This is a genomic window from Arthrobacter sp. 01T425 (assembly GCF_056398725.1).
In genome coordinates this window covers 770,757-794,096 of the sequence record NZ_JBFTPY010000001.1, presented here as the reverse complement: position 1 = coordinate 794,096, position 23,340 = coordinate 770,757, and the positions used below count along the sequence as shown (strand labels likewise).

Here is a 23,340-nt window from a genome sequence, read left to right as displayed (position 1 = left end):
GGCTATCCTTCCCGGACGACGACGATTGCGTCGCCTGGGTTGACCATGTCGCCCTCGTTGACCTCAAACGACTCCAGGGTGCCGGCCACATCGGACTGGATTTCGGTGAACTGCTTCATGATTTCGATAATGCCGAGGGTCTGTCCGACCTCGATGGCGTCGCCTTCATTGGCGAAAGGCGGCTTGCCGGGGCCGGGCTTGCGATAAAAGACGCCGGGGAGCGGGGAAACGATGGTTGCCACGGGATGCTCTCTTTCAGATGGTTTGGATAGATCGGTTCAGCCCAGGACCGCACGCACTGCGGTGGCCACTGCGACAGAATTGGGTGCGTCGGAGTGGACGCAGATGCTTTGGAACCGGATGTCCAGCTCGGTGCCGTCAACGGCGAGGACGGGCTTGCCGGCCAGCGCCCTGCTGACACGCTCGGCGGCGGCGTCGGGATCGGTGGGCGCCGGGCGGCGCTGGATCAGCAGCTCACCGGCCGGGCCGTAGTTGAGGTCAACATAGAGTTCGGGCACGAAATCCACCCCCATGGACCGGCACACGCTTTCGTGGGCGGTCCCCGCGAGCCCGAAAAACGGAACGCCGAACTGCAAGGCTGTGCCGGCGGCAGCCTGCATCAGTTCCTCGTCGCCGGCCAGCATGCCGTAGAGGGAACCGTGGGGTTTGATGTGGTTCAGTTCCAGCCCGTACTTTGCGAGGAACGCCGTCAGGGCTCCGGTCTGATACAAGATGATCGATTCGACCTCGGCCGGGGTGAGAACCATTCGGCGGCGTCCGAACCCCACAATGTCCGGCAGGCCGGGGTGCGCTCCGACCGCCACGCCGTGCTCAGCAGCCAACGCCACGGTCCGTTCCATGACGTCGGGATCGCCGGCGTGATACCCACAGGCCACGTTGGCGACGTCGATGATGCGCATGAGTTCTTCGTCGTTGCCGAACTCGTGGAGGCCAAGGCCTTCGCCCATATCGGAGTTCAAGAGCACCCTCCGTTGTGCGGGGGGAGCGCCGAAAGGAGAGGCGGGGGGAGCGCTGAAGGGAGAGGCGTGGGCTGAGGTGCCTGAAGAAGTGTCGGGAGTCACATTGGGTTGCATGGGTGCAACGCTACTCAGCAATTCACGTGCCCGATATTGTGCAGGTCGCTGAATCTGCGGGCATCAATTATGGTTATTGCACTGTCCGGTGGGGGACGCCCGCCGTAGTGGGAGGGCCCCGTGCGAATTTCTGATTTAGCAGACAACGCCGATCTCAACATCCGGCTTCGGGTTGCGGGCGGCGAGGGCCGACTGGCCCGGCCCATCACCTGGTGCGCTCCCACCGAACACATGGACCCCACGCCCTTCCTCAGCGTGAACGCCCTGGTGCTGACCAACGGCATGGGCTTGAACGTCAAGGACTTCAGGACCTGGGACGCCTACGTGGAACGGCTGGTTTCCGTCCCCGTCTCAGGGCTGGCGTTCGGCTTGGGCGCGGCGCACAGCGAGCTGCCGGCCGGCCTGCTCCGTGCCTGCGAGGTGCACGGCCTGCCGCTGCTGGAGCTCGCGCCGCAGGTGCCCTTTGTGTTGGTCATGCGGCACGTGGAGCGGGTCATCGCTGCCGAGCGCTATGAGGAGTTGCGGAAGGGCTGGGAACTGGCGGACCAATGCACCCGGTTGGCGGCCGACGGGCATTCCCTGGCGGAGGTCCTGGAGAGGGTGGCGGATGCCATCGATGCGAGGGTGGCCGTGATCGACCAGAACGCCTTCGAGCTTGTTTCCGCGGGAGCGGCTCACGGCGGGACCGCGCGGACCGCGTTGCGCCTTCCCAGCGGCGAGTCCGAGCAGTTCAGGCTTGCCATTGAGGGGATCGGGAGCAACATTGTGCTGCAGCCCATTCTGGGCCCCGTGGCCGCCGTCATCGCTATGCAGCTTAGCTATACCCTCGGGTCCCATTCGCCCTTGCATTCCCGGGAAGCCGCACGCTTCATGGAGGCCCTTTATGAGGACCGCGGCGAGCCGTCCACGCCGCTGCGCCGCTACGCCCTCGAGTCCGGCTTCGATCCTGACAGCGACTGGGGTGCGGTGCTGATCGGCAGCTCAGAAGAGGTGGCCCCCGCAAAGCTGCGCGCCATCGCATGGCGCGCCCGGGTGGGTCTACAGGCCGGGTTCGGCACTGTGCGGTTCATGGAAGAGGCCGGACTCACGACTCTCTTGTTGCAGCACCGGCACTCGGCGGCCGACTTACTGGATGCTGCGCGCGGATTCTTTACGGACGCCCCGGAACTGTCCGTCATCGTCTCGGAATCCGCGGGCCTCAGCGAACTGCCGCTGGCGCTTCAGCTTGCCCGCCGTCATGTGGGACGGCCCGGGGTGCACCAGGCGCCGCTGGCAGATCTCGCCGGCATTGTGCAGGGACTGCCCAGTCCGGGTCTGGTTGCGATGTGCCAACGGCTGCTGGCGCCCCTGGCCTCCGACGGCGGCAGCTCGCTGCGGGAGACCTTCGGCGCGTACCTGCGCCACAGCGGGAACTCCGCGAAGATCTGCGATGAACTCTTCATCCACCGGAATACGCTCAGCTACCGGCTGCGGAAAATCGAGGAGCTGCTGAAACTGGACCTGTCCGATGGCGAAGTCCGCGCCACGTGCATGCTCGCCCTCGGCATCGTTGCGGCCGCCCGCTAAAGGGACTGGGCAGTTTGCACTAAAAGTCGCCCCAATCTTGGGCGAACCTCCGATAGGACGCTGTGACCCGGGTCACTACTCTCAAGTCATGGGCTCCTCAACTCATGGGCGTGGAGCCTGCACGGTTGGGCTACGGATTGACGGACGGCGCGTGCCCGCATGGCCTCCCGAGTCCACTCACTGATTCGACTGACTGGAGGATTCTTTTGCAGTGTCACACCGCGATGCCGAAGCCGCTGCTTTCCCGCACGCACAGGACCGGCTCCAGCCTGACCGATTCGACCTCCCGGCCGTCCAGGACGCCCTTGAGGAGCTGCACCGCCGTCCGCCCGATATCAAGCATGGGCGAGCGGACCGAAGAGAGTGGGATGGGCAGTTCCGCGGCCAGCGAGGTGTCATTGAAGCCAACCACCGCCACGTCGCGGCCGACGCCGAGGCCATGGGACCGCAGGGCTCCCATGGCGCCGATGGCCGCGAAGTCGTTGACGGCGAACAGTGCAGTCGGGTGGGAGTTGCCGTGAGCCAGGATGGTCTCGGCCGCTTCCCGTCCTCCGCCGGTGTCGAATCGGGACCACACAACGGCGTCAGGGGGAATCTTCCCGCCCAGCGCGCGCCAGCGGTCCACGAAACCGGCCGTCCGGTCGACGGCCGTGCTGGCATAGGGCTCGCCGGCGATCACGGCGACGTCCCGGTGCCCCATGCCCCACAGGTGGTCGGCCACAAGCTCGCCGCCAAGGACGTCGTCGCAGGTGGCCGACGGGAAGCCCGGGACGCGCCGGTTCATGAGCACGAACGGCACCTTCCGGGAGGCAAGCTCCCGCAACAGGCCGCTGTCCAGGTGTGCGTCGCCGATGATCAGCCCGTCCACGCGTCGGGCCAGCATGGAGTCCGTCTTGCGGCGCTGTTCCTCGGGCTCATCGCGCGAGTTCATAACAAACGTGGAATAGCCGAGCTCCGCCGCGGCTTCGTCGATGCCCTCGTACATAATCGCCAGAACGAGGTCCGAAAGCCGGGGAACTATCACGCCCATGAGATGCGTGCGCCGCGTCCGCAGGCCGGCGGCCTGCGGGTCGGGGGAGTAGCCGCGCTTCCGCGCGAGCTCGCGCACGCGTTCGGCGGTAGCTACAGAGGCTGCCCCGCGCGCCACTTCGGAGCCCGAGTGCAGGATCCTGGATACGGTCGAGGGGTGGATTCCGAGCTCGCTCGCGAGATCCTTCAGCGTGATGGTGCGGCCATCGGCCGTGCTTTCTTCCATTCAGTCCCCTGCCTCAGCTCAAAAGGTCGTCATCACCAAGAGTGCCTGATAATGCCCGGATCTCTGGTCCAGGCACTCTTGACGTGTCCCACCTCACATTCTATAGTCAATCAAACGGCGTACCCAATCGATTGGGTAGACGGAATCCCGGGAGCCGGCGGCGAAGTATTTACCCCCCTGAAACTTCCGGGAGCATCTGCAGGAAACATGGCAGGAATAACTTTTAACCACCAACCCAATCGATTGGGTAAGTGTGCGGAAACAGTTACAGAACAAACGGAGTGGACATGACCGTCACAGATTTAGTTGGCCCCCACGTGGTCCTGCTGGCCACGGGAGGAACGATTTCTTCACGTGCGTCCGAGGCCGGCGGAGCCGCGGTGGCGTCCGACACGGGGGAGCAGGTGTTTGCCAGCATGGGCGTGCCAGCGGCCCATCCGGTCCGCGTGTTCGACGTTTTCCGGAAGGGCTCGTACCTGCTGACAGTCGAGGACATGATCGCCATCTGCGCCACGATTCGGGAGGCCTTGGCCGACCCGCAGGTTCTGGGCGTCGTGGTCACCCACGGGACGGACACGATGGAGGAAACGGCCTATCTCGTTGACCTCACCCACGATGATCCCCGCCCGGTCGTATTCACCGGAGCGCAGCAGGCTGCCGACGCCGACTCCCCGGACGGACCCGGCAATCTCTCCCGCGCCATCGCCGTCGCCGGTTCTCCGCGGGCGCGCGGAACCGGTGTGTTGTTGGCCTTTGCCGGGACCATCTTCCCTGCGGCCGGAGTGCGCAAGCGCCACACAACCAGCCTCGATGCCTTCGCCAACCCGGACTTCGGAACCGTCGGATCGGTGTCCGACTCCGGCGAGGTCGAGATCCAGCCGGTACGACCAGGCCTTCCCCCGTTGCCCCTGCCGGGCGCGGACGCCGGTTCGCCGCGCGTGGACCTCATTGCTGCCTACCCCGGAGCAGACGCCACCCTCCTGCGGGCTGCCCTCCAGGCCGGGGCGGCAGGGATCGTGCTCCAGGGGACGGGAACGGGCAACGCTAACCGCGTGCTGTGCCAGGAAGTCGCGCGCGCCACCGCTGCCGGCGTCGTGGTGGTGACGAGCACCCGGGTGGATGCCGGTGCCGTGGTGCCCCGGTACGGCGACGGCGGCGGCGAGGACCTGCGCGCTGCCGGTGCCATCCCCGCCGGGCTGCTCAAGCCATCCCAATCGCTTGTCCTGCTGAGCCTTCTGCTCAGGCTCGGCACTCCCGCCGCCGGGATCGCGGAGGCCTTCGCCCGGAGGGGCACGCTTCCTGACTAGTTGCCGCCCAACATCCGAGCCTCACCAACAATCCACAGCCCAAAGACAAACCTCAACAAGAAGCCAAACCTCAACAAAAGCGCAGTGAAAGGTTGATCTCATGACTAAGGACATCCAAGTCGCGTTCGGCGTGGACGTGGACGCAGTTGCCGGAATGCTCGGCTCCTACGGGGGCGAGGACTCGCCCTGCGATATCTCCCGCGGCTTGTTCAGCGGCGAGGTCGGCGGCCCTCGGCTCATCCGGCTTTTCGAGAAGTACAGCCTGCCCGCCACCTGGTTCGTGCCGGGCCACTCGATCGAGACCTTCCCGGACCTGACGCGGATGATCGTCGACGCCGGGCACGAAATCGGCGTGCACGGGTACTCGCATGAAAACCCCATCGCCATGACCCGCGAGCAGGAGACGGCCATCCTGGACCGGTCGATCGAACTCATCGAGAAAGTCTCCGGCCGTCGGCCCACGGGCTACGTTGCTCCCTGGTGGGAATTTTCCCCGGTCACCAACGAGATCCTGCTCGAACGCGGGATCAAATACGACCACTCCCTGATGCACAAGGACTTCGAGCCCTACTACGTCCGGGTCGGCGACAGCTGGAAGAAGATCGACTACACCAAGGCCGCGGAAACCTGGATGGAGCCGCTGGTCAGGGGCACCGAAACCGACCTCGTCGAGATCCCGGCCAACTGGTACCTGGACGACCTGCCTCCCATGATGTTCATCAAGGCGGCCCCGAACTCCCACGGATTCGTCAGTCCCCGGGACGTCGAACAAATGTGGCGCGACCAGTTCGACTGGGTGTACCGGGAAATGGATCAGGCCGTCTTCACCATGACCATCCATCCGGATGTCTCGGGCCGCCCCCAAGTGCTGCTCATGCTCGAGCGCCTCATCGAACACATCAATTCCCACGAAGGCGTCAGCTGGCTGAAGTTCGACCAGATCGCGGACTCCTTCCTCGCCCGCAGCCCCCGAAAGGAAAACCAGTAATGACCATCCAGCAGCCCGCCGTCGATCTGACGCAACCCGGACCGGACGAAAAACGCCGCTTCCCGGTATTCTCCAAGCACCACACAACCGTCGCCACCGTCCTGGCGCTCTGTGCCTGGACGGTCGCCGTGTTCGACTTCGGACTTTTCGGCACCCTCCTGCCAGCCATGCAGCAGGAGTTCGGCTGGACCGCGACCGAAGCGTACGCAATCAACACCTGGATCGCCGTCGGCACCGCGATCGTCTGCTTCGGAATCGGCCCGGTCATTGACCGGCTCGGCCGCCGCAAGGGCATGATGACCACTATCGGCGGGACCGCCATTGTCTCGGGCCTGACGGCCCTGATTCCGACCGGGATCCCGTTCCTCAGCAACGGTCTGCTGGTGCTGGTCCGTTCCTTCGGCGGGCTCGGGTTCTCGGAGCAGGCCGTCAACGCCACCTACATGAACGAGGTCTACCAGGTCACCGAAGTCGCGGATAAGCGCAAGCGCCCCGGCTTCCACTACTCCTTCATCCAGGGTGGCTGGCCGCTGGGCTTCCTGCTTGCGAGCGCCCTCGCCCTCGTCTTCCTCCCGTCCCTCGGCTGGCGCGCCCTGTACCTGATGGCGACCGTTCCGGCCGCGATCATCGTGTGGGTCATCGCAAAGAAACTGAAGGAGACGCCGCAGTTCGAACTGCACCACAAGCTGACCCAACTCGAGAAGAGCGGCAAGACCGAGGAAGCCCATTCCCTGGCCCACGCCTTCGGCGTCGAGCACTCCTCCGCGGCCCCGCTCAAGCGCATCTGGGAGCCGCACCTGCGCCGGAATACGATCGTCTTGTCGCTGGCCTGGATCTTCAACTTCTTCGGCATCCTTATTTTCAGCATTCTCGGCAGTTCTGTCCTGAAGAACGCCAAGGGTGTGGAACTTTCTGACGCCTTCTGGATGCTGATCGTCATCAACGGGCTGGCGTACTTCGGCTATGTCTTCCATGGGTGGCTCGGTGACAAGATCGGCCGCAAGCGGACCATCATCGGAGGCTGGATTATCTCCGGCATCTCCTTCGCCATCATGCTCAGCCCCCTTGCCACGGACCCCTTCATGATCATCGTCACCTACGGCGCCGGACTGTTCTTCCTGGTCGGACCGTACGCCGCGATCCAGTACTTCATGGCGGAGTGCTACCCTGTCAGCTGCCGTGCCACCGGCACAGCCTTTATCGGCGCAATGAGCCAGCCCGGCACCATTCTCGGTGGTTTCCTGTTCACGCTAGCGGCCGCCAGCGTAGGAACCGGTGCTGCAGCCTTGTGGGTCGGCGCGGCCGGAACCCTTTTCTCCGGCCTGCTGATGATCGCCGCGAAGCCGCCGGTCGAAGCCCTGCTCGAGGACCACCCCCATGACGCCTGAGAACAGGGTGGCCGTGATCACCGGAGCGGCCAGCGGCATTGGACGGGCCCTCGCGGTCCACTACGCCCACCGCGGCGTGCATTCTGTCATCGGAACCTTTCCCGGCGACCCGCACGACCCGGAGGAAACCCTTCGCCTCGTGAAGGACGCGGGCGGCCAGGGGGTCATCCACGAAGTGGACGTCCGCAGTACCCCGTCAGTCGATGCCTTCGCCGACCGCGCCATACAGGAATACGGCCGCCTGGACTACGCCGTGGCCAACGCCGGAATCCTGCGCAACTCGCCCCTGGCGGAGATGACCGACCAGCGCTGGCACGACATGCTCGACGTCGACCTCACCGGCGTGATGCGGACCCTGCGCGCCGGTTCCGCGAAGATGACCGACGGCGGATCGCTGGTTGCCGTATCCTCCATTGCCGGCGGCGTCTACGGCTGGGAGGAACATGCCCACTACGCGGCCGCCAAGGCCGGCGTGCTCGGCCTGATCCGCAGTGTGGCCGCCGAGTTGGGGCCGCGCGGCATCCGCGCCAACGCCGTTATCCCCGGACTGATCGAAACTCCCCAGTCCCTGGATCCGGTGAATTCCCTCGGGCCCGAGGGCCTGCAGCGCGCCGGTCTGGAAATCCCCTGGGGCCGCGTCGGACGGCCCCAGGAAGTTGCCAGCGTGATCGGCTTCCTGACCTCCGATGACGCTGTCTACGTCACGGGCCAGTCCCTGATTGTTGACGGCGGCCTCACCATCAAGATGCGTGCCTGAAAAGCCTCGGAAGGACAAACATGAACAACCCTGACGCCTCCCGAAACACGGAGGGCCGCGCCGTTGTGGTCACGGGCGGAGCCAGCGGCATCGGCAAGGCCATCGCCGAGGCCTTCACCGCCAACGGCGACAGAGTCGCCATCCTGGACCGGTCGGGCGCGGCGGGAAGCATCGCCGTCGACGTCTCAGACGAGGCGAGCGTGAAGGCGGCCTTTGCCGCAGCACGGTCCCGGCTCGGCAGCATCGACATTCTTGTGAACAGTGCCGGCCTGCTGACGGAATCGCCGCTGGAAGACATGACACTTGCCATGTGGAACGAGACGATTGCCGTTGACCTGACCGGTGTCTTCCTCTGCTGCCGGGAGGTGGTGGGGGAGATGCGGCAGCAGAAGTGGGGCCGGATCATCAACATCGCCTCCCAGCTGGCCATCAAGGGCGGCACCGGGCTCAGCCACTACAGTGCCGCCAAAGCCGGAGTCGTGGGGCTGACCAAGGCCCTGGCCCTGGAAACTGCCGCCGACAACGTGCTGGTCAACAACATTGCCCCGGGACCCATCGAAACGCCCCTGGTTGACGGCATCTCGGAAGAGTGGAAAGCGGCGAAGCGTGCCGGGCTGCCGCTGCTGCGCTTCGGGCTGGCGGCCGAAGTTGCCCCGACGGCGCTGCTTTTGGCCAGCGATCCCGGCGGCAACCTGTACGTGGGGCAGACACTCGGGCCCAATTCCGGCGACGTCATGCCCTAGGAGGGACGCTCACATGTGCGGTGCGTGCGGACGAAATGTGGTGAGCGATCCCGTCCTGGGCCCGGTCAGAACGCTGCGGCAGCACCTGATCGTCGCCCAAACGATCAATGGTGCCAGCAAATCCTGGCCGGGAGCCCCGAAAGTGGCCGCGACCAGCGGCGGCTGGCTGGTCGCGGGACCGACGGGAGCCACAGTGGCCGTATCAACCGTGCAGGCGCTGTGGTCCGCTGTCCTGCTGGGCAGGCCGGGGCTGCAGCGGCAAGACCTGCGTGCCGCCGGGAACCTGGGAGCGGGTGAACTGGGCACGGGTGAACTGGGAGCGGGTGAACTGAGCACGGGGGCGCTGGGCGCCGGGGAACCGGACCCGGGGGAGTTGGCGCGCCGGGTGATGAACCTCGGCCACGAGATGGCACAGGATTCCGCTACGGAAACGGACACGTGACACGCCACAGGTCAGGCGCTACGGGGATCCCCGTAGCGCCTGACCTTTTCCGCGGCGCCGGCCCGAATTCGTAGCGAAAACCTAGCGAAACGGCCGGGCGGGCCCAGGTGCCGGGGTCAGCCTTCGGCCATCAGGATGCAGGCGCAGCCGGTGCCAGGATCAGGAAGCAGGACCGGCCGGGGAGTCGGAGTGCGGGCAGCGAATCTGCTCGCGGCCCTCACGTGCGTTCTCGACGTCCGCGGCGCTTGCCAGGTCACCGCGGGCCCGCAGCCCGGCCACCACACCGTCAACATCGGCGTCGGGCCGGTTCTGGCTGAGTTTGTGCTTCGCCTCGATCCGCGTGATGAGAAGCTCGACGCCGACGATCGCGCGCAGCTGGCCGGCAATGTAGCGCTCCGGGGCATCCTCGACAGTCCAGGGCCGCTCGGAGCCGGCCTCGTTGTGGTTGCTCAGCCGCCTCACATGGCTGGCGAGCCAGGCGGGATCGTCGTGGATGACCAGGGTGCCGTACACGTGGGCCGTGGAGTAGTTCCAGGTGGGAACCACGCGTCCGTGCTCCGCCTTGGACGCGTACCACCGCGGCGAGATGTAGGCGTCCGCGCCCTGGATAATGGCGAGCGATTCGCCGAGGGCGGGTTCAGACCATTGGGGGTTGTTGCGGGCCAGATGCGCGTGCAGGGCGCCGTGCTCACCGGCCGAGGGGTCGAAGACGAAGGGCAACAGCGTGGCAAGCATGCCCTTCGCGGTGGCGGTGACCAGGTTGGCCGCGGACGGGCGCGTGAGCAGATGCCGGACTGCATCGGGGCCGGCGGCGAAATGTGCGGGGATGTACACGGAACTTCCATTCGGATTGCGGATCGGTCTGGGGCTGGGCGGCTTCGGGGGCGGGGCAGGTGATCAGATCAGCCGGATTGTTTCACTGTCACAGCGTCCCTCGCGTTGTCCTTCGGGCTGTCCAGCACGTCCGCTTTGCTTCCCGCCGCCTTCGCCGCACTTGGCCGGGAGCGGACGGCCAGGCCGGCGCAGAGGATGACCGCCGTGCCGCCGATGATGGTCGCCCAGGTCAAGTCTTCGCCCAGTATGAGCCCGGCCCAGCAGATGCTCAAGACCGGCTGGACGAGTTGGATCTGGCTGACCTGCGCCATGGGTCCGATGGCCAGGCCGCGGTACCAGGCGAAGAAGCCGAAAAACATGCTCACGACGCCCAAGTATGCGAAGGCCGCCCACTGCACGGGAGTAGCAGAGGGAGGCTGGCTGGCCATAGAGAACGCCGCGATGCCGGCCATGAGCGGCGAGGACAGAACGAGGGCCCAGGAGACGGTCTGCCACGAGCCGAGTTCGCGGGCCAGCAGTCCGCCTTCGGCGTAGCCGATTGCCGCCGAGAGGACGGCGCCGAACAGCAGCAGGTCGGCCAATTGCAGTTGCCCGATGCCGCCGGACTGCGCAGAGGCGAAACCAATCGCCGCCACTGCGCCCGCGCCGGTGATCACCCAGAAAGACCTGGGCGGCCGTTCATGGCCGCGGATGACCGCCATCGTTGCGGTCGCCGCGGGGAGCAGCGCAATAACAATCGCGCCGTGGCTGGCGGGAACCGAGGTGAGGGCGAAGGAGGTCAGCAGCGGGAATCCGATCACCACCCCGCCGGCGACCACCGCAATACGCGCCCACTGGGCTCCCCGGGGCAGGCGCTGCCGGGTCAAAGTGAGGGCGAACGCGGCGAGAACGGTCGCGACAACAGCCCGGCCCGATCCGATGAACAACGGAGACAACCCCGCAACCGCCACCCGGGTGAACGGCAGAGTGAAGGAGAATGCGGCGACGCCGACGAATCCCCACCACAGTCCGACTGCCGGCCGGGACGATAACGGTTGATCGATTCCCTGAGTAGCGCTACTATTGTCTTCCATGTCTTACGATAGCACCTCGCTAATGGCGGCGCGGCTCCGGGAATGGATTGCGGCCGCCGCGCCGGGCGCCCGGCTGCCTTCCACGCGTTCCCTGGTGGCCGAGTACCAGGCCAGCCCCGTGACCGTGCAAAAGGTCCTGCGGACCCTCTCCGCGCAGGGCCTGATCGAGAGCCGCCCCGGCGTCGGGACGTTCGTGCGGGCCGTGCGGACCGTCCGGCCCGCGGACTACGGCTGGCAGACGACGGCGCTGGGATCACCGCGGGCGCCGCTGCGCCCCGTCTCCACAGCGATGCGCGACGCGCCGAACGATGTCATCGCATTCCATTCAGGCTATCCGGACCGGGAACTCCTGCCCGAGCGGCTGGTGAGGGCGGCCCTGACCCGGGCAGCCCGGGGGGAGGCTGCCTTGTCGCGTCCGCCCGCCGCGGGCCTGCCCGAGCTGCAGTCCTGGTTCGCGCACGAACTCCGGGCCTCCACCCCGGCAGGCGTCACCCCGCCAACACCACGCGACGTGATTGTGCTGCCGGGGAGCCAGAGCGGGCTCAGCTCCGTGTTCCGGGCGCTGGTGGGCAGTGGGCAGCCGCTGCTGGTGGAGTCCCCGACCTACTGGGGGGCGCTTCGGGCTGCGGCGCAGTCCGGTGTCCGTGTTGTTCCGGTCCCCAGCGGTCCCGAAGGTCCGGACCCCGAGGACCTGGCCCGCGCCTTTGAGAAGACCGGCGCGCGGGTGTTCTATGCGCAGCCGAACTTTGCGAATCCCACCGGCGCGCAATGGCCCGCCCGTCTGCGCGAGCAGGTGCTCGACGTGGTGCGCGAACACGGTGCGTTCCTGGTGGAGGATGACTGGGCACATGATTTCGGCATCGCCACCGATTCCGTGCCCGTTGCCAGCCTCGACGATTCCGGCCACGTCGTCTACCTCCGCTCGCTGACCAAGAGCGTGTCCCCGGCCATACGCATTGCCGCGGTGATCGCCCGCGGCCCGGCGCGTGAGCGCATTTTGGCCGACCGGGGAGCCGAATCGATGTATGTCAGCGGTGTTCTCCAGGCGGCCGCCCTCGACGTCGTGACGCAGCCGGGATGGCAGACGCACCTGCGCGGACTGCGGCTGCAGCTCCAGTCCCGCCGTGATCTCATGCTCAGCAGCCTGCGGGAACTTGCCCCGCTGGCCCACGTGGAGCACGTGCCCACGGGCGGACTCAATCTCTGGGCCCGCCTTCCCGACGGGACCGACGTCGACCAGTTCGTCGGGGACTGCGAGGCCGCGGGGGTCATCATCGCGGCCGGTACCGAGTGGTTCCCGGCCGAACCGGCCGGACCGTTCATCCGGCTGAACTTCGCCGGACCCAATCCGGGTGCTTTCAGGGAAGGTGCGCGGATCCTCGGCCAGGTGCTCGAACGCCCCGCCGGGCGGTAGTCGGCCGCCGCCGCCCTATGGCGGAGTGAGCAGCGCCTCAGGTGCCGCGAGCGTCACGAGGCCCTGCACGGAGCGGGCGAGCCCGGCGTCGAGCGTCACAAAGGCGTCTGCCTGAAGCCGGGCCAGGGCCACGTATTCGGCGTCGAGGGTGTCATCCCAGCCAAGTTCCTCGGCGAGGCTCCACGCGGTGCGTTGCAGGACGCGGTCGCCGAGGAGCCGGATGCGAAGGCCCCGGATGTAGTCGAGCTGACGATTGGCATCGGCTCGCGTCACGTCGCCGCGCCGGACTGACTGGTACAGGAGCGAGAGCACCTGCGAGCGGAGGAGCGTCGGGGCCACGAGCTGGTGATCGTCTGAAACCGCCGACCTTTCGAGGGCAAGATGAAGGGCAACGTCCGGGCCAATCACGAATCGGGTCATGGTTACTGGATCCTTTCCTGGGGACAGCAGCGGTCATCCGGCCTCGCGGGGCGCGAACATGATGACGGCGACCCCGAACAGGCAGATCACCGAACCCAGGACGTCCCACCGGTCGGGCCGGAAGCCGTCGAAGATCATGCCCCAGGCCAGTGAGCCGGCCACGAACACGCCGCCGTACGCGGCGAGAATACGCCCGAAGTGTGCGTCCGGCTGCAATGTCGCGGCAAAGCCGTAGATGCCCAGCGCCACGACACCCAGCCCGGCCCACCACCAGGGCCGGCCCTCGCGGACGGACTGCCAGACGAGCCAGGCCCCACCTATTTCGGCAATGGCGGCGAGGACGAACAACAGGATGGTTTTCGGGATAGTCACGCCCTCATGATGGCACCGGCTGGCTGCCTATCCGGGCCGGTGCGCGCCGACGCGCCCGCCCGGCCGTCATGCGGGGTCATCGCTTGCATCACCTGCCACCCGGTCCTATAACTTTAAGGTTCAAGTAAACTTGGCCGGAAAGACCGTGTTGCTCGAAGCCGACTGGCTTGACGGCTCCGCCCCGCCAACGTCAGCACCTGTTGCCCAATACCTGAGGACCCGAGATGACCCTTGCGCCAGAAACCACTGCAACGCCGAAGGCCGCAGCGCCTTCGGCCGCCGTGCGCAGCCGCGTCTTCGTGCCGCTGCGCTTCCCGGACGGGTTCGAAGCCGTTGCCGAAGTGCTGAGCTTCAGCGGGCTCGCCGACGGCAAGGAGCACCTGCTGCTGGCTCTCGGCGAGTGGGAGGACGCGCTGCGGGGCGCGGCGCGAGGCGGTGCCGGACCGCTGGTGCGGCTGCACAGCGAGTGCCTCACCGGCGACGTATTCGGGAGCCAGCGGTGCGATTGTGGCCCGCAGCTGCGGGAGGCCGTGGAGCGGATTGCCGCCGAGGGGGGCTTCCTGCTCTACCTGCGCCAGGAAGGCCGCGGCATCGGCCTGTATTCGAAGCTTGACGCCTACGCACTGCAGGATGGCGGCCTGGACACCTATGCCGCGAATCTGGCCCTGGGCCACGGCGAAGACGAGCGGGACTACACGGCGGCGGCCCAGATGCTGGGGGCAATGGGTACCGGCACGCTGCGGCTGCTCAGCAACAACCCGGACAAGGCAGCCCAGCTGACCGGCCTCGGCCTCGAAGTGTCCGGGCAGGTCGCCACCGGCGTCCATGCCTCGGCGGCCAATCTTCGGTACCTGGCCGCAAAACGTGACCATACCGGCCACACGCTCGTGCTCCCGTCCGACGCCGGACCCGTCGCCGGTGCGCCCGGCGGTGCCCCTGGCGACGTCGGGGCTGCGTCCCGGGCCGGTGCCCGGGCGGCGGCGGCCGTCCCGACCCATGACGACATGCTCGCCCGGGTCCAGGGGCTCGTGCCCGGCCTGCGCGAGCGGGCCGCGGAAACCGAGGAGCTCCGGCGCATTCCGGACGCCACCATGGAGGAGCTGCACGCGGCCGAAATCTTCCACATGCTTTCCCCGAAGGGGGTCGGCGGATTCGGCATGGGCCTGGAAGCCTATGTGGAGGTGGTGCGCCGGCTTGCCCGGGGGTGCGCCTCCACGGCGTGGAGTGCCGGCCATCTGATCGAACATGTCTGGATGCTCGCGCGGTGGCCGCGGGAGGCGCAGGACGAGGTCTTTGCGAACGGACCGGCTCCCTTGGCGGCCGCTACCGGGGCGCCGGCTGGAGTGGCCAGGAAAGTGCCGGGAGGCTATTCCATCTCGGGCCGGTGGACCTTTGCCTCCGGGGTCATGCATGCCCAGTGGGCGCTGCTCGCCGCGCAGCACGGCGACGTGCGCCTCCAGTGCCTGGTGCCGCTGGCCGACGTCGAGCTCCTCGACGTGTGGCAGACGGCCGGCCTGAGGGGTACCGGGAGCAACGACATTCGGGCAGGGAACCTGTTCGTCCCGGAGCATCGAACTCTGGACTGGGAACTCCTGGGCGCGGAAACCAATCCGGGGAGCCTGCTCCACGCGGATCCGCTGATCCATACCCCCATGGGCGCGCTGCTGAACATGGTGGCCCCGGCCGCTGCCCTGGGGTCTGCCGAATACGCGCTCGACCTGTTCCGCGAGCTGGTTCTGGTCCGGAAGGTCAAGCACACCGTGGAGAGCCGCCAGGCGGACTCCCCGCTCGCGCAAGTCCGGTATGCGCACGCCTTCGGGCTGGTGGCCACCGCGCGGCTGCACTGGCAGGAGGCGGTCCGGGTGGTCTGTGCCGCCCATGCGCGCGGGCCTTCGACCATGACGGAGCCGGACCGCGGGCAGTACCGGCTGTCCCTCGCCCTGAGCGGCGAGGCGTCGGCCGAGGCGGTTCGGGTGATCATGCTGGGATCCGGCGGGGGCGTGCACCGGCTGTCGCATCCGCTCCAGCGGATCCAGCGCGACGTCAATGTCCTGATGAACCATGCGGCGCTGACGCGGGATCCGGTTCTCGAGCAGGCGGGCCGGGGCCTTCTGGGTCTGGGGTTCAGTGTGCCCTCGTTCTGACCGAAAGCTTGAAGCTTCAATCAAAATGGATTAGGATGATCCCATGACTCAGACCACTGACCGCCCCCCGGTTCTCTTCCTCAGCCATGGCGCACCGCCGCTGGCCGACGACTCCACGTGGACCCGCGAACTCCACGACTGGTCCGGCACCTTCGGCAAGCCCCGGGACATCCTCATGGTCTCCGCCCACTGGGAAAACGCCCCCGTGACGCTCAGTGCAACCGGGCGGGATCCGGGCCTGGTCTACGACTTCGGCGGTTTCCCGCAAAAGTACTACGAGGTGGCCTATGACGCCCCGCAGGCGCCCGAGCTGGCTGCCGAAGTCGAGAAGCTCGTCGCCGGCCACGGCCATCACGTGGAGCGCGATGAAAGCCGCGGGCTGGACCATGGCGCCTACGTTCCGCTGAAGGAGATGTACCCCGACGCCGACGTGCCGGTCGTGCAGATGTCCATGCCGACGCTTGATCCTCAGGGGTTGTTCGACCTCGGCATGTCGCTGGGGCCCTTGCGGGAGCGGGGCACGCTGATTGTCGGATCGGGATTCACGACGCACAACCTGCGCTGGTTCAATCCCGCCGGGGGACCGGACTCCGCCCCTCCCGCGGCCTCCAGTGAATTCGACCACTGGGCGGAGGAGGCCATGGCCCGCGGCGATGTCGACTCCATCCTCGACTTCCTGAACAAGGCACCCGCCGCCCGGGAAGCGCACCCCCGCAGCGAGCATTGGGCTCCGCTCTATGTTGCCCTCGGGGCTGCGTGCGGCTCGGGAGACATCCAGGCCAGGACAGCAATCGACGGGTTCTGGTTCGGGTTGTCCAAGCGGTCGTGGACCCTGACGTAGCGGTCGCACAACGTAACAAGGGGAATGAACCGGACCGGGGTCCGGTTATGCCTGCCAGCGCCGGATCGCCGGCGCACCAGAACGTGACGTGGCTTGACCACTGATGAGGAGCGCAACATGACGATTGCAGTAACGGGTGCGACAGGACAGCTGGGCAGGCTGGTCCTCGATGAACTGCTCACCAGCCAGGAACCGGATTCGCTGGTGGCCATCGTGCGCGACGCCGCGAAAGCCCGGGAGCTGGTTGCACGTGGCGTCCAGGTGCGCGTCGCGGACTATTCCGATCCCGCGGCTCTCGAGGCTGCGCTTACGGGCGTTGACAGGCTCCTGCTGGTTTCCGGAAGCGAGGTGGGCTCCCGGGTGGCGCAGCACGGCAACGTCATCGACGCTGCCAGGGCCGCCGGCGTCGGGTTCATCGCCTACACATCCGTCCTGGCCGCGGACACCACCGAACTGATCCTGGCGCCCGAGCACAAGGCAACAGAGGAGCTCATCCGCGCGTCGGGACTCGACAACACCATCCTGCGCAACGGCTGGTACACCGAGAACTACGCCCAGACCGTGGCGACGGCCAAGCAGACGGGCGCCGTCGTGGCCGCTGCCGGTGACGGCAGGGTGGCCAGCGCGACGCGGGCTGACTACGCGGCCGCGGCCGCGGCGGTGCTCAGCTCCGCCGGGCACGAGGGCCGCACGTACGAACTCTCCGGCGACTACGCCTGGAACTTCAAGGAACTGGCGACGGCGATCACCCGGATCACGGGCCGGGAAGTTGTCTACCAGCCCGTCTCCGCCCCGGAACTGGTTGAGGTCCTGACCGCTGCCGGCCTCGACGCGGGCACCGCGGGATTCCTCGCAGCCCTGGACGCGGACACCGAGGCGGGCCTGCTGGCGACCGTCACGGGCGAGCTGTCCCGGCTGATCGGGCGGCCGACGACGCCGCTGTTGCAGGCTCTGACGTCCGCCGCCGCGAGCTAATCCGCACTGCCCAGGGAGACCGGGAGGCCGGGAGTGGGCATAATGAAGGCGTGGATTCCCGCTCCGCCCGCAGGGCATAGACATCCTGCGGGTGCGCGCGTCGACTGACAGGACTCATGGAAACTCCCGGTGATTTTCAGCAGGCCGGGGCCGGTGAATGGTCGGACGGCCCGCTGGTTCTCGGTGTGCCGTGGGAATTCGACGGGCGTCTGGTACGGGCCGCCGCCGGGCTCGCCGCGATCATGGGAGTGCACCTGATTTGCGCGTTCGTGGACCCGGCGAGCTACCTCACGGAGTGGGAGCCCGCCGGAGTCCTGGATGGCACCTCACTGGATCCTGCCCCGAATGTCGAAGCCGAATACCCGGCCTCACAGCTGCTCAGCTGCCTTGAGGGCATTCTCGGTCCTCCCGGCGGGGCATGGTCCTTCCGGGTGCTGAACGGCGAAGTTGCCCACGCCCTGGACCGGCTGGCGCAGAGCGCGGACGCGGCTGCGCTGATTGTCGGCGGGCAGCGGCCTGGGCGGATTGCCCAGATGGGCCGGCTCCTGGAGGGCTCGGTCAGCGTTTCCCTGACCCGTCTGCAGGGCAGGCCCGTACTGGTCGTTCCGCACGCGGGTCAGTGACGCACGCGCCGGTTCATCCGTTCCGGGTGACGGCCCCGGGCCGCCGCGGCCATAGCGTTGGAGTACCGCCGGTGTGCGAGCGCCCGGGATGCGAAAGATTGCTGGAGCACGAGGGGCTGACGCTGACGGCGGAACTGCACGAGCAGTCAACGCCAGCGAATCGAAGTGAGTGATGGTAAACCCGAACAAGCCAGCAGCCGTCACGTCAGAGGCGCGGGCGCTCTTCGTCGGCAGCGCCGCCTTCCTCGTCCTGGGCGGCATCGCTTTTCTGCTGATCGGGCGGGAACCGGTCCCGTTGTCCGGACGGGGTTCAGTCGGTGACATTGCCTCGATCGGCACGGCAGTGGTGGGCGCCGGGGCGGTGGTGGCCGGTTGCCTGCAACGTCGTCCGGCTGTGGCACCGGAGGCCCGCGGGGGAGGCCGGATCCGCACGTCCATCGATATCGCCGCACTCGCGCTGGCGCACGCATGCATCTTCCTGCTCGGCTGGCTGGCGCTCTTTTCGCTGTTTCAGCAGGCGTTCATCGGTGCGGTCGTCTACCCGTTCGCGGCCGCTGTCCTGGTCGGGACCACGGGAGCCATCAGCGCCTATATCGCCTACCTGTCCGCGCTCAGCATGACCGCCTACCGGCTCGCCGCCCTCCTCGCCGGCTTCCTGGTCACCGGCCTGCTCACGAGCATGCTCACCGCACAGGATCCACTGTGGTGGCAGGAGAACCTCAGTGCCCTCGGCATGAGCTCCGACGTCTCCGGAGTGGCGTTCAACTTCACCCTGATCGTCGCCGGCGTCGTCATCTCCACGCTGGCGGGATATGCGACGGCGACCCTCGCGGCGACCGCGAAGTCCCCGTCCGCGCTGCATCGGGTGAGGCTGCTCGAAGGCGGGATCGCCCTGATCGGCGTCTTCCTCGCCTGCGTGGGATTGTTCCCCGTCGATGAGCGCTTCGGGCTCCATACCCTGGTCGCGTCCGGCATGGTGGTGGTCTTCGCGTCCCTGATTGTCCGCATCCGCACGCTGGTTCCGTCCGTCTCGGCCACCTTCGCTGCGCTGGGGTGGCTCTTCCTGGCGGTCATCGTCGTCGCCGCGGTGCTGTGGTTCCCGGTCGGCTACTACAACCTGACCGCGGTGGAGCTGATCGCCGCGTCGCTGATCTTCGCCTGGCTCATCATCCTGATCCGTAACCTCGCAGCCGTTGATGCCGACCAGCTTGAGGCAAACCTGCCGGCCCGGCCGCTGCCATCGCCGGCTGAGCCTGCGAACCGGCCAGTTTCCGCAACAGACAGCGCAGTGCCCGACCCGTAAGTGCCGCGGGGCCTGCCGACGACGGAAGTGCCGACGCCGGGAGTGCCGTCGGGAAGGGCCGCTTCAAGGCTCGCCTAGGAGTGCGTCGGTTCTGCGACCAGCGCTGTGGCGATGCTGTCGGCGTCCTCGAGCGCGGACAGGAAGCGTTCGGCGTCCAAGGCCGCGGCGCAGCCGGTGCCAGCGGCGGTGATGGCCTGGCGGTAGCGGTGGTCCACGGCGTCGCCGCAGGCGAAGACGCCAGTCAGGTTGGTGACCGTCGTAGGGGAGTCGACCTGGATGTAGCCGTCGGCATCGAGGTCAATCTGGCCGGCCAAAAGCTCGGTCCGGGGCACGTGCCCGATCGCGACGAAGATGCCCGTGGCGGCCTGCTGCCGGGTGTCGCCGGTGCGGGTGTCGGTCAGGGTCACACCGGTGACCTTGCCGTTGCCGTGGATCGCGGTGACGGCGGAGTTCCAGGCGAACCTGATCTTCGGGTTGTCCTTGGCCCGCTGGGCCATGATCCGGGAGGCGCGCAGTTCGCCCTTGCGGACCACCACGGTCACCGATTTGCCGAAGCGGGTCAGGAACGTGGCCTCCTCCATCGCCGAGTCGCCGCCGCCGACCACGATGATGTCCTGGTCGCGGAAGAAGAAGCCGTCGCAAGTGGCGCACCAGGAGAGCCCGTGGCCGCTGAACTTCTTCTCCTCCGGCAGGCCCAGTTCCTTATACGCCGAGCCCGTGGCGAGGATGACCGCGGGCGCTTCATGTCTCTCCCCGCCGCCGGTGACCACACGCTTCAGGTGCCCGGCGAGCCGGACCTCGGTGACGTCGTCGAACACCACCTGCGCGCCAAACTTTTCGGCCTGCTGCTGCAGGCCGTCCATCAGTTCGGGGCCCTGGATGCCGCCCGGGAAACCGGGGAAGTTTTCCACCTCCGTGGTGTTCATGAGGGCGCCCCCGGCAGTGACCGCACCGGCGATGACGAGAGGCTTGAGCCCGGCCCGGGCGGCGTAGATCGCCGCGGTGTAGCCCGCGGGACCGGACCCGATGATGATCAGCTTCTCGGTTGTCTTGATGGCGGCGCTCACGGTCGGGCTCCTTCGGTGACGGTTGCCGGGCATGTGCTGATCATCCCGCCGTGTGGGGCGCTTATCAACGCCCCCGCGGTTGATCCGGAGTTTAGACACCCGGGAACGCTGCGCGGGAGCGTGCCCGGGCGGCTAGGCGGAGGCCAGCGTCTGAGTCAGGATGGTGCCGCCAACCCCGACCAGGACGGCGCCTGAACTCCCGACGACGATCCGGCTGGTCCGGGGCCGGGCGAGGACTCCGGTCACTTTCTTGAGCGCGCTGAGCAGCAGCACGTACCAGGCCAACGCGATAAGCAGGAAGATGCCCGCCATCAACGCGTGCTGGGCGAGGGGCGGCAACGGGGCGACAGTGAACTGCGGGAACAGCGACAAGTAGAAGACGGCGACTTTAGGGTTGAGCAAGTTGCTTACCATTCCTTGCACGAAAGGTGAGCTGCCGCCGCGTTGGCGTTCTGCTGCCGGTGACGGGGGTTGGCGGGGTTTGGGTTTTCTGGCGAACGCCTCAGCGAAGGCGCGCAGGCCCAGGTAGAGCAGGTAGGCGGCCCCGGCAATTCTGATCCCGGTCCCGACAACTTCCGAGGCCCCCAGCAGCGCCGTGACACCGAGCACCGCCAGTACGGCAAGGATCGTGTTGCCAACCATGATGCCGGCGGCGGCTGTGGTTGCCGCCCGTGTGCCGCGGGGGGCATTCCTGAGGACAAGCGCAAAGTCGGGTCCGGGCACCACCACTACGACCAGGCAGGTCAGCACGAAGGCTGCCAGTTGTTCCAGCATCTGGGATTTCCTCCGGGCGTCAGTCTGTAGCGGTGGGTGGTGAATTTCGCCCGGGAACGAAACCCGGGCAGCCTTCTACGTTAGGCCATCGCGGGCACCACCGGAGCGCAGCCCCGCCTCGTTGCCGGCGGAAGGTGGCAGCAACCTCACCCGCTGGGCATGATTCGGTCAGGAGGCCGGACCGCTAGCTTTGCATCAGCATCGCATTGCGGTGGGCGCTGGTGGGATGTGCCTGCAGGACCATGCTCATGCGTGAACTGCCCGGTCTGCTCCAGAGGAGGCGACATGTCCGGTTGTGTGGTGGACCCGAGCGAGCCATCGAGTGTGGGAGGCGGACCGCGATGAACTCTCCAAAGGACGCCGCGACCCCGCCGGTGCAGTTCAACCAAAGGCTGGCGCTGCTGCTGGCGATGGCGATGTTCGTGCTGGTTGTCGACACATCGATCATGAACGTCTCGATCTCCGCGGTGGTGGACGACATAGGCGCGACCGTCAGCGGACTCCAGTCGACAATCGCCCTCGAGGCGCTGGTATCCGCGGCCTTTATCCTGATCGGCGGCAAGATCGGCGACCTGATCGGGCGCAAGCGCGCCTACGTCATTGGGCTTTCCTGCTACGCCGTCGGCGCCGTGGCGATGACCCTGGCCCAGACTCTCCTCCCGGTGATCATCTGCTGGGCCCTGATCGGCGGCCTTGGCGCCTCGCTGCTCCTTCCCGCCATGCAGTCCCTCATCCACGGAAATTTCGAGGGAGATGCCCAGCACCGGGTCTACGCCCTCGTCGGTGCGTCGGCCGCTATCGCCGCCGCCGTCGGGCCTCTGCTCGGCGGTTTCCTGACCACGTTCCTGTCCTGGCGCGTCGCCTTCCTGCTCGAGGCCCTCATCATCGCGGTCGTCCTGTCCGGAATCAAGCTCGTCAAAGACGTGCCGTACACCGGGCCCCGGGAACTGGATCTCTTCGGATCACTTCTGTCCATCGTCGGCATGGGCGGCGTCGTGCTCGGAATCCTGGTCTGGCAGGAAGGCGGCGAGGCAGTGGGCGCACTCCTGGCTGTGGGCGCCGTCGGACTGGGCGGCCTGGTCTACTGGCTCCTTCAGCGCAAACGCCGCAACAAGCCGACGCTGCTGGATCCGGACCTGTTCCAGGCAAAAGCCTTCCGCTTTGGTGCCACGGGACAAATGCTCCAGCAGATCGCTCTGGGCGGCACCATGATCGTGCTGCCCATCTACCTTCAGATGGTGCTCGGATACAACGCGATGCAGTCAGGCCTGTCCATCGCCCCGCTCTCGCTGACCATGTTCGCCGTCGCCATGATCGTCGGGAAGAGGTCCGGGAGGCGGCGCCCGGCCAGCCTCATACGGTGGGGCTTTCTGTTTCTGATCGCGGGTTTGCTGGTGCTGGTCCCCATCGTGCCGCGAGCTGACTCCGGCTGGTGGCTGCTGATCCCGCTGATCATTTCAGGCTTTGGCCTGGGGCTGCTGGTATCCCAGCTCAACAACTACACCTTGTCCCCGATTTCGGACGAGCGGGTCAGCGAGGCCGCCAGCGTGAACTCGGCCGCGGGATCGTTCGGCTTGTCCTTCGGACTCGCGTTCGCCGGCGGCATCATGCTGGCATCGCTCTCGACCATCTTCATCGGCTTGTCGGATGCCAGCACGGTCCTCCCGCCCGACGACAAGCAGCAGGTCGCGACGGTACTGGAAGACGACGCCCAGGTGATGAGCGACGCGCAACTCCAGGAACAGATCGCCGGCCAGCCGGAGGACATCCAGAACGAAATCATCCGCATCAACACGGAGGCACGGCCCCTGGCCCTCCAGATTGCACTGTTCGTCCCGATCCTTGCCGGCCTCGCCGGGCTCGGCACCTCGTTCCGCATGATTCGGATCCCTGACCCCAAGCCCGCCGGCACCGGCGAGGGGAGCGTCCTGGGCTGAAGTTCACAGCGGCGAGCGTCCAG

23 protein-coding genes are annotated in these 23,340 nt (G+C 67.1%); 14 read left to right on the top strand and 9 right to left on the bottom strand.

Going from position 1 to position 23,340, the window contains the following annotated elements:
* Positions 1-2: 2 nt before the first annotated feature.
* Together AC1DNG_RS03755 and pxpA are read right to left on the bottom strand one after the other, a co-directional pair.
* The gene (locus AC1DNG_RS03755) at positions 3-242 is read right to left on the bottom strand and encodes an acetyl-CoA carboxylase (protein ID WP_028276237.1); all 240 of its coding nucleotides are present in this window, start codon (positions 240-242) and stop codon (positions 3-5) included.
* 36 nt (positions 243-278) lie between these two features.
* A complete protein-coding gene (pxpA, locus tag AC1DNG_RS03750; RefSeq protein ID WP_308288969.1) occupies positions 279-986 on the bottom strand; it encodes a 5-oxoprolinase subunit PxpA in 708 nt (235 codons plus the stop codon).
* A gap of 228 nt (positions 987-1,214) precedes the next feature.
* Here pxpA and AC1DNG_RS03745 point away from each other — a divergent pair, with 228 nt between their 5' ends.
* Complete coding sequence (locus tag AC1DNG_RS03745; RefSeq protein ID WP_476849515.1) at positions 1,215-2,660, top strand: PucR family transcriptional regulator; 1,446 nt, start codon at positions 1,215-1,217, stop codon at positions 2,658-2,660.
* A 214-nt stretch (positions 2,661-2,874) separates the two neighbouring features.
* On the opposite strand, the gene AC1DNG_RS03740 is transcribed toward AC1DNG_RS03745, so the two are convergent.
* Complete coding sequence (locus AC1DNG_RS03740; RefSeq protein WP_476849516.1) at positions 2,875-3,915, bottom strand: LacI family DNA-binding transcriptional regulator; 1,041 nt, start codon at positions 3,913-3,915, stop codon at positions 2,875-2,877.
* A gap of 287 nt (positions 3,916-4,202) precedes the next feature.
* Here AC1DNG_RS03740 and AC1DNG_RS03735 point away from each other — a divergent pair, with 287 nt between their 5' ends.
* The 6 genes from AC1DNG_RS03735 to AC1DNG_RS03710 all read left to right on the top strand — a co-directional run bounded on the left by AC1DNG_RS03735 (position 4,203) and on the right by AC1DNG_RS03710 (position 9,540).
* Positions 4,203-5,222, top strand: a complete 1,020-nt coding sequence (locus AC1DNG_RS03735) for an asparaginase (RefSeq protein WP_476886649.1) — start codon at positions 4,203-4,205, stop codon at positions 5,220-5,222.
* A 100-nt stretch (positions 5,223-5,322) separates the two neighbouring features.
* A complete protein-coding gene (locus AC1DNG_RS03730) occupies positions 5,323-6,210 on the top strand; it encodes a polysaccharide deacetylase family protein (RefSeq protein ID WP_476849518.1) in 888 nt (295 codons plus the stop codon).
* Positions 6,210-7,598, top strand: a complete 1,389-nt coding sequence (locus tag AC1DNG_RS03725; RefSeq protein ID WP_243177850.1) for an MFS transporter — start codon at positions 6,210-6,212, stop codon at positions 7,596-7,598. The genes AC1DNG_RS03730 and AC1DNG_RS03725 overlap by 1 nt, the downstream gene beginning before the upstream one ends.
* Entirely contained in the window at positions 7,588-8,355 is a 768-nt protein-coding gene (locus AC1DNG_RS03720) for an SDR family NAD(P)-dependent oxidoreductase (protein WP_476849519.1), read from the top strand. Before AC1DNG_RS03725 ends, AC1DNG_RS03720 begins: the two co-directional genes overlap by 11 nt.
* A 20-nt stretch (positions 8,356-8,375) precedes the next feature.
* Positions 8,376-9,098 (top strand): SDR family NAD(P)-dependent oxidoreductase, encoded by a 723-nt coding sequence (locus AC1DNG_RS03715; protein ID WP_476849520.1) that lies wholly within the window; start codon positions 8,376-8,378, stop codon positions 9,096-9,098.
* 40 nt (positions 9,099-9,138) lie between these two features.
* A complete protein-coding gene (locus AC1DNG_RS03710; protein WP_476886648.1) occupies positions 9,139-9,540 on the top strand; it encodes a hypothetical protein in 402 nt (133 codons plus the stop codon).
* Between the two features lie 159 nt (positions 9,541-9,699).
* Here the strand turns inward: AC1DNG_RS03710 and AC1DNG_RS03705 are convergent, their stop codons facing one another.
* Together AC1DNG_RS03705 and AC1DNG_RS03700 are read right to left on the bottom strand one after the other, a co-directional pair.
* Complete coding sequence (locus AC1DNG_RS03705) at positions 9,700-10,374, bottom strand: FMN-binding negative transcriptional regulator (RefSeq protein ID WP_476872638.1); 675 nt, start codon at positions 10,372-10,374, stop codon at positions 9,700-9,702.
* A gap of 68 nt (positions 10,375-10,442) precedes the next feature.
* Positions 10,443-11,447, bottom strand: coding sequence for a DMT family transporter (locus tag AC1DNG_RS03700; protein ID WP_476886647.1), 1,005 nt, complete (start codon positions 11,445-11,447; stop codon positions 10,443-10,445).
* On the opposite strand from AC1DNG_RS03700, the gene AC1DNG_RS03695 reads away from it, so the two are divergent.
* Positions 11,446-12,861, top strand: coding sequence for an aminotransferase-like domain-containing protein (locus AC1DNG_RS03695; protein ID WP_476886646.1), 1,416 nt, complete (start codon positions 11,446-11,448; stop codon positions 12,859-12,861). The genes AC1DNG_RS03700 and AC1DNG_RS03695 overlap by 2 nt on opposite strands.
* Before the next feature lie 15 nt (positions 12,862-12,876).
* On the opposite strand, the gene AC1DNG_RS03690 is transcribed toward AC1DNG_RS03695, so the two are convergent.
* Together AC1DNG_RS03690 and AC1DNG_RS03685 are read right to left on the bottom strand one after the other, a co-directional pair.
* The gene (locus AC1DNG_RS03690; protein ID WP_230011597.1) at positions 12,877-13,281 is read right to left on the bottom strand and encodes a type II toxin-antitoxin system VapC family toxin; all 405 of its coding nucleotides are present in this window, start codon (positions 13,279-13,281) and stop codon (positions 12,877-12,879) included.
* 33 nt (positions 13,282-13,314) lie between these two features.
* Positions 13,315-13,653, bottom strand: a complete 339-nt coding sequence (locus AC1DNG_RS03685) for a YnfA family protein (RefSeq protein WP_476886645.1) — start codon at positions 13,651-13,653, stop codon at positions 13,315-13,317.
* Positions 13,654-13,877: 224 nt separating this feature from the next.
* Between AC1DNG_RS03685 and ribA the strand changes: the two genes are divergently transcribed.
* From ribA to AC1DNG_RS03660, 5 genes are all read left to right on the top strand, one after another.
* Positions 13,878-15,797, top strand: coding sequence for a GTP cyclohydrolase II RibA (ribA, locus tag AC1DNG_RS03680; RefSeq protein ID WP_476886644.1), 1,920 nt, complete (start codon positions 13,878-13,880; stop codon positions 15,795-15,797).
* 43 nt (positions 15,798-15,840) lie between these two features.
* Positions 15,841-16,638 (top strand): dioxygenase family protein, encoded by a 798-nt coding sequence (locus tag AC1DNG_RS03675; RefSeq protein ID WP_476886643.1) that lies wholly within the window; start codon positions 15,841-15,843, stop codon positions 16,636-16,638.
* A 117-nt stretch (positions 16,639-16,755) separates the two neighbouring features.
* On the top strand, positions 16,756-17,613 hold the full coding sequence (locus tag AC1DNG_RS03670; protein ID WP_476858674.1) for an SDR family oxidoreductase: 858 nt from the start codon (positions 16,756-16,758) through the stop codon (positions 17,611-17,613).
* Between the two features lie 116 nt (positions 17,614-17,729).
* On the top strand, positions 17,730-18,236 hold the full coding sequence (locus tag AC1DNG_RS03665) for a universal stress protein (RefSeq protein WP_476886642.1): 507 nt from the start codon (positions 17,730-17,732) through the stop codon (positions 18,234-18,236).
* A gap of 169 nt (positions 18,237-18,405) precedes the next feature.
* Positions 18,406-19,539, top strand: a complete 1,134-nt coding sequence (locus tag AC1DNG_RS03660) for a hypothetical protein (RefSeq protein WP_476886641.1) — start codon at positions 18,406-18,408, stop codon at positions 19,537-19,539.
* A gap of 74 nt (positions 19,540-19,613) precedes the next feature.
* On the opposite strand, the gene trxB is transcribed toward AC1DNG_RS03660, so the two are convergent.
* Together trxB and AC1DNG_RS03650 are read right to left on the bottom strand one after the other, a co-directional pair.
* Positions 19,614-20,639, bottom strand: a complete 1,026-nt coding sequence (gene trxB / locus AC1DNG_RS03655; RefSeq protein WP_476886640.1) for a thioredoxin-disulfide reductase — start codon at positions 20,637-20,639, stop codon at positions 19,614-19,616.
* Positions 20,640-20,738: 99 nt separating this feature from the next.
* Positions 20,739-21,380 (bottom strand): LysE family translocator, encoded by a 642-nt coding sequence (locus tag AC1DNG_RS03650; protein WP_476886639.1) that lies wholly within the window; start codon positions 21,378-21,380, stop codon positions 20,739-20,741.
* A gap of 341 nt (positions 21,381-21,721) precedes the next feature.
* On the opposite strand from AC1DNG_RS03650, the gene AC1DNG_RS03645 reads away from it, so the two are divergent.
* Positions 21,722-23,317: an MFS transporter gene (locus tag AC1DNG_RS03645; RefSeq protein WP_476886638.1), complete on the top strand. Its 1,596-nt coding sequence runs from the start codon at positions 21,722-21,724 to the stop codon at positions 23,315-23,317.
* Positions 23,318-23,340: the final 23 nt, after the last annotated feature.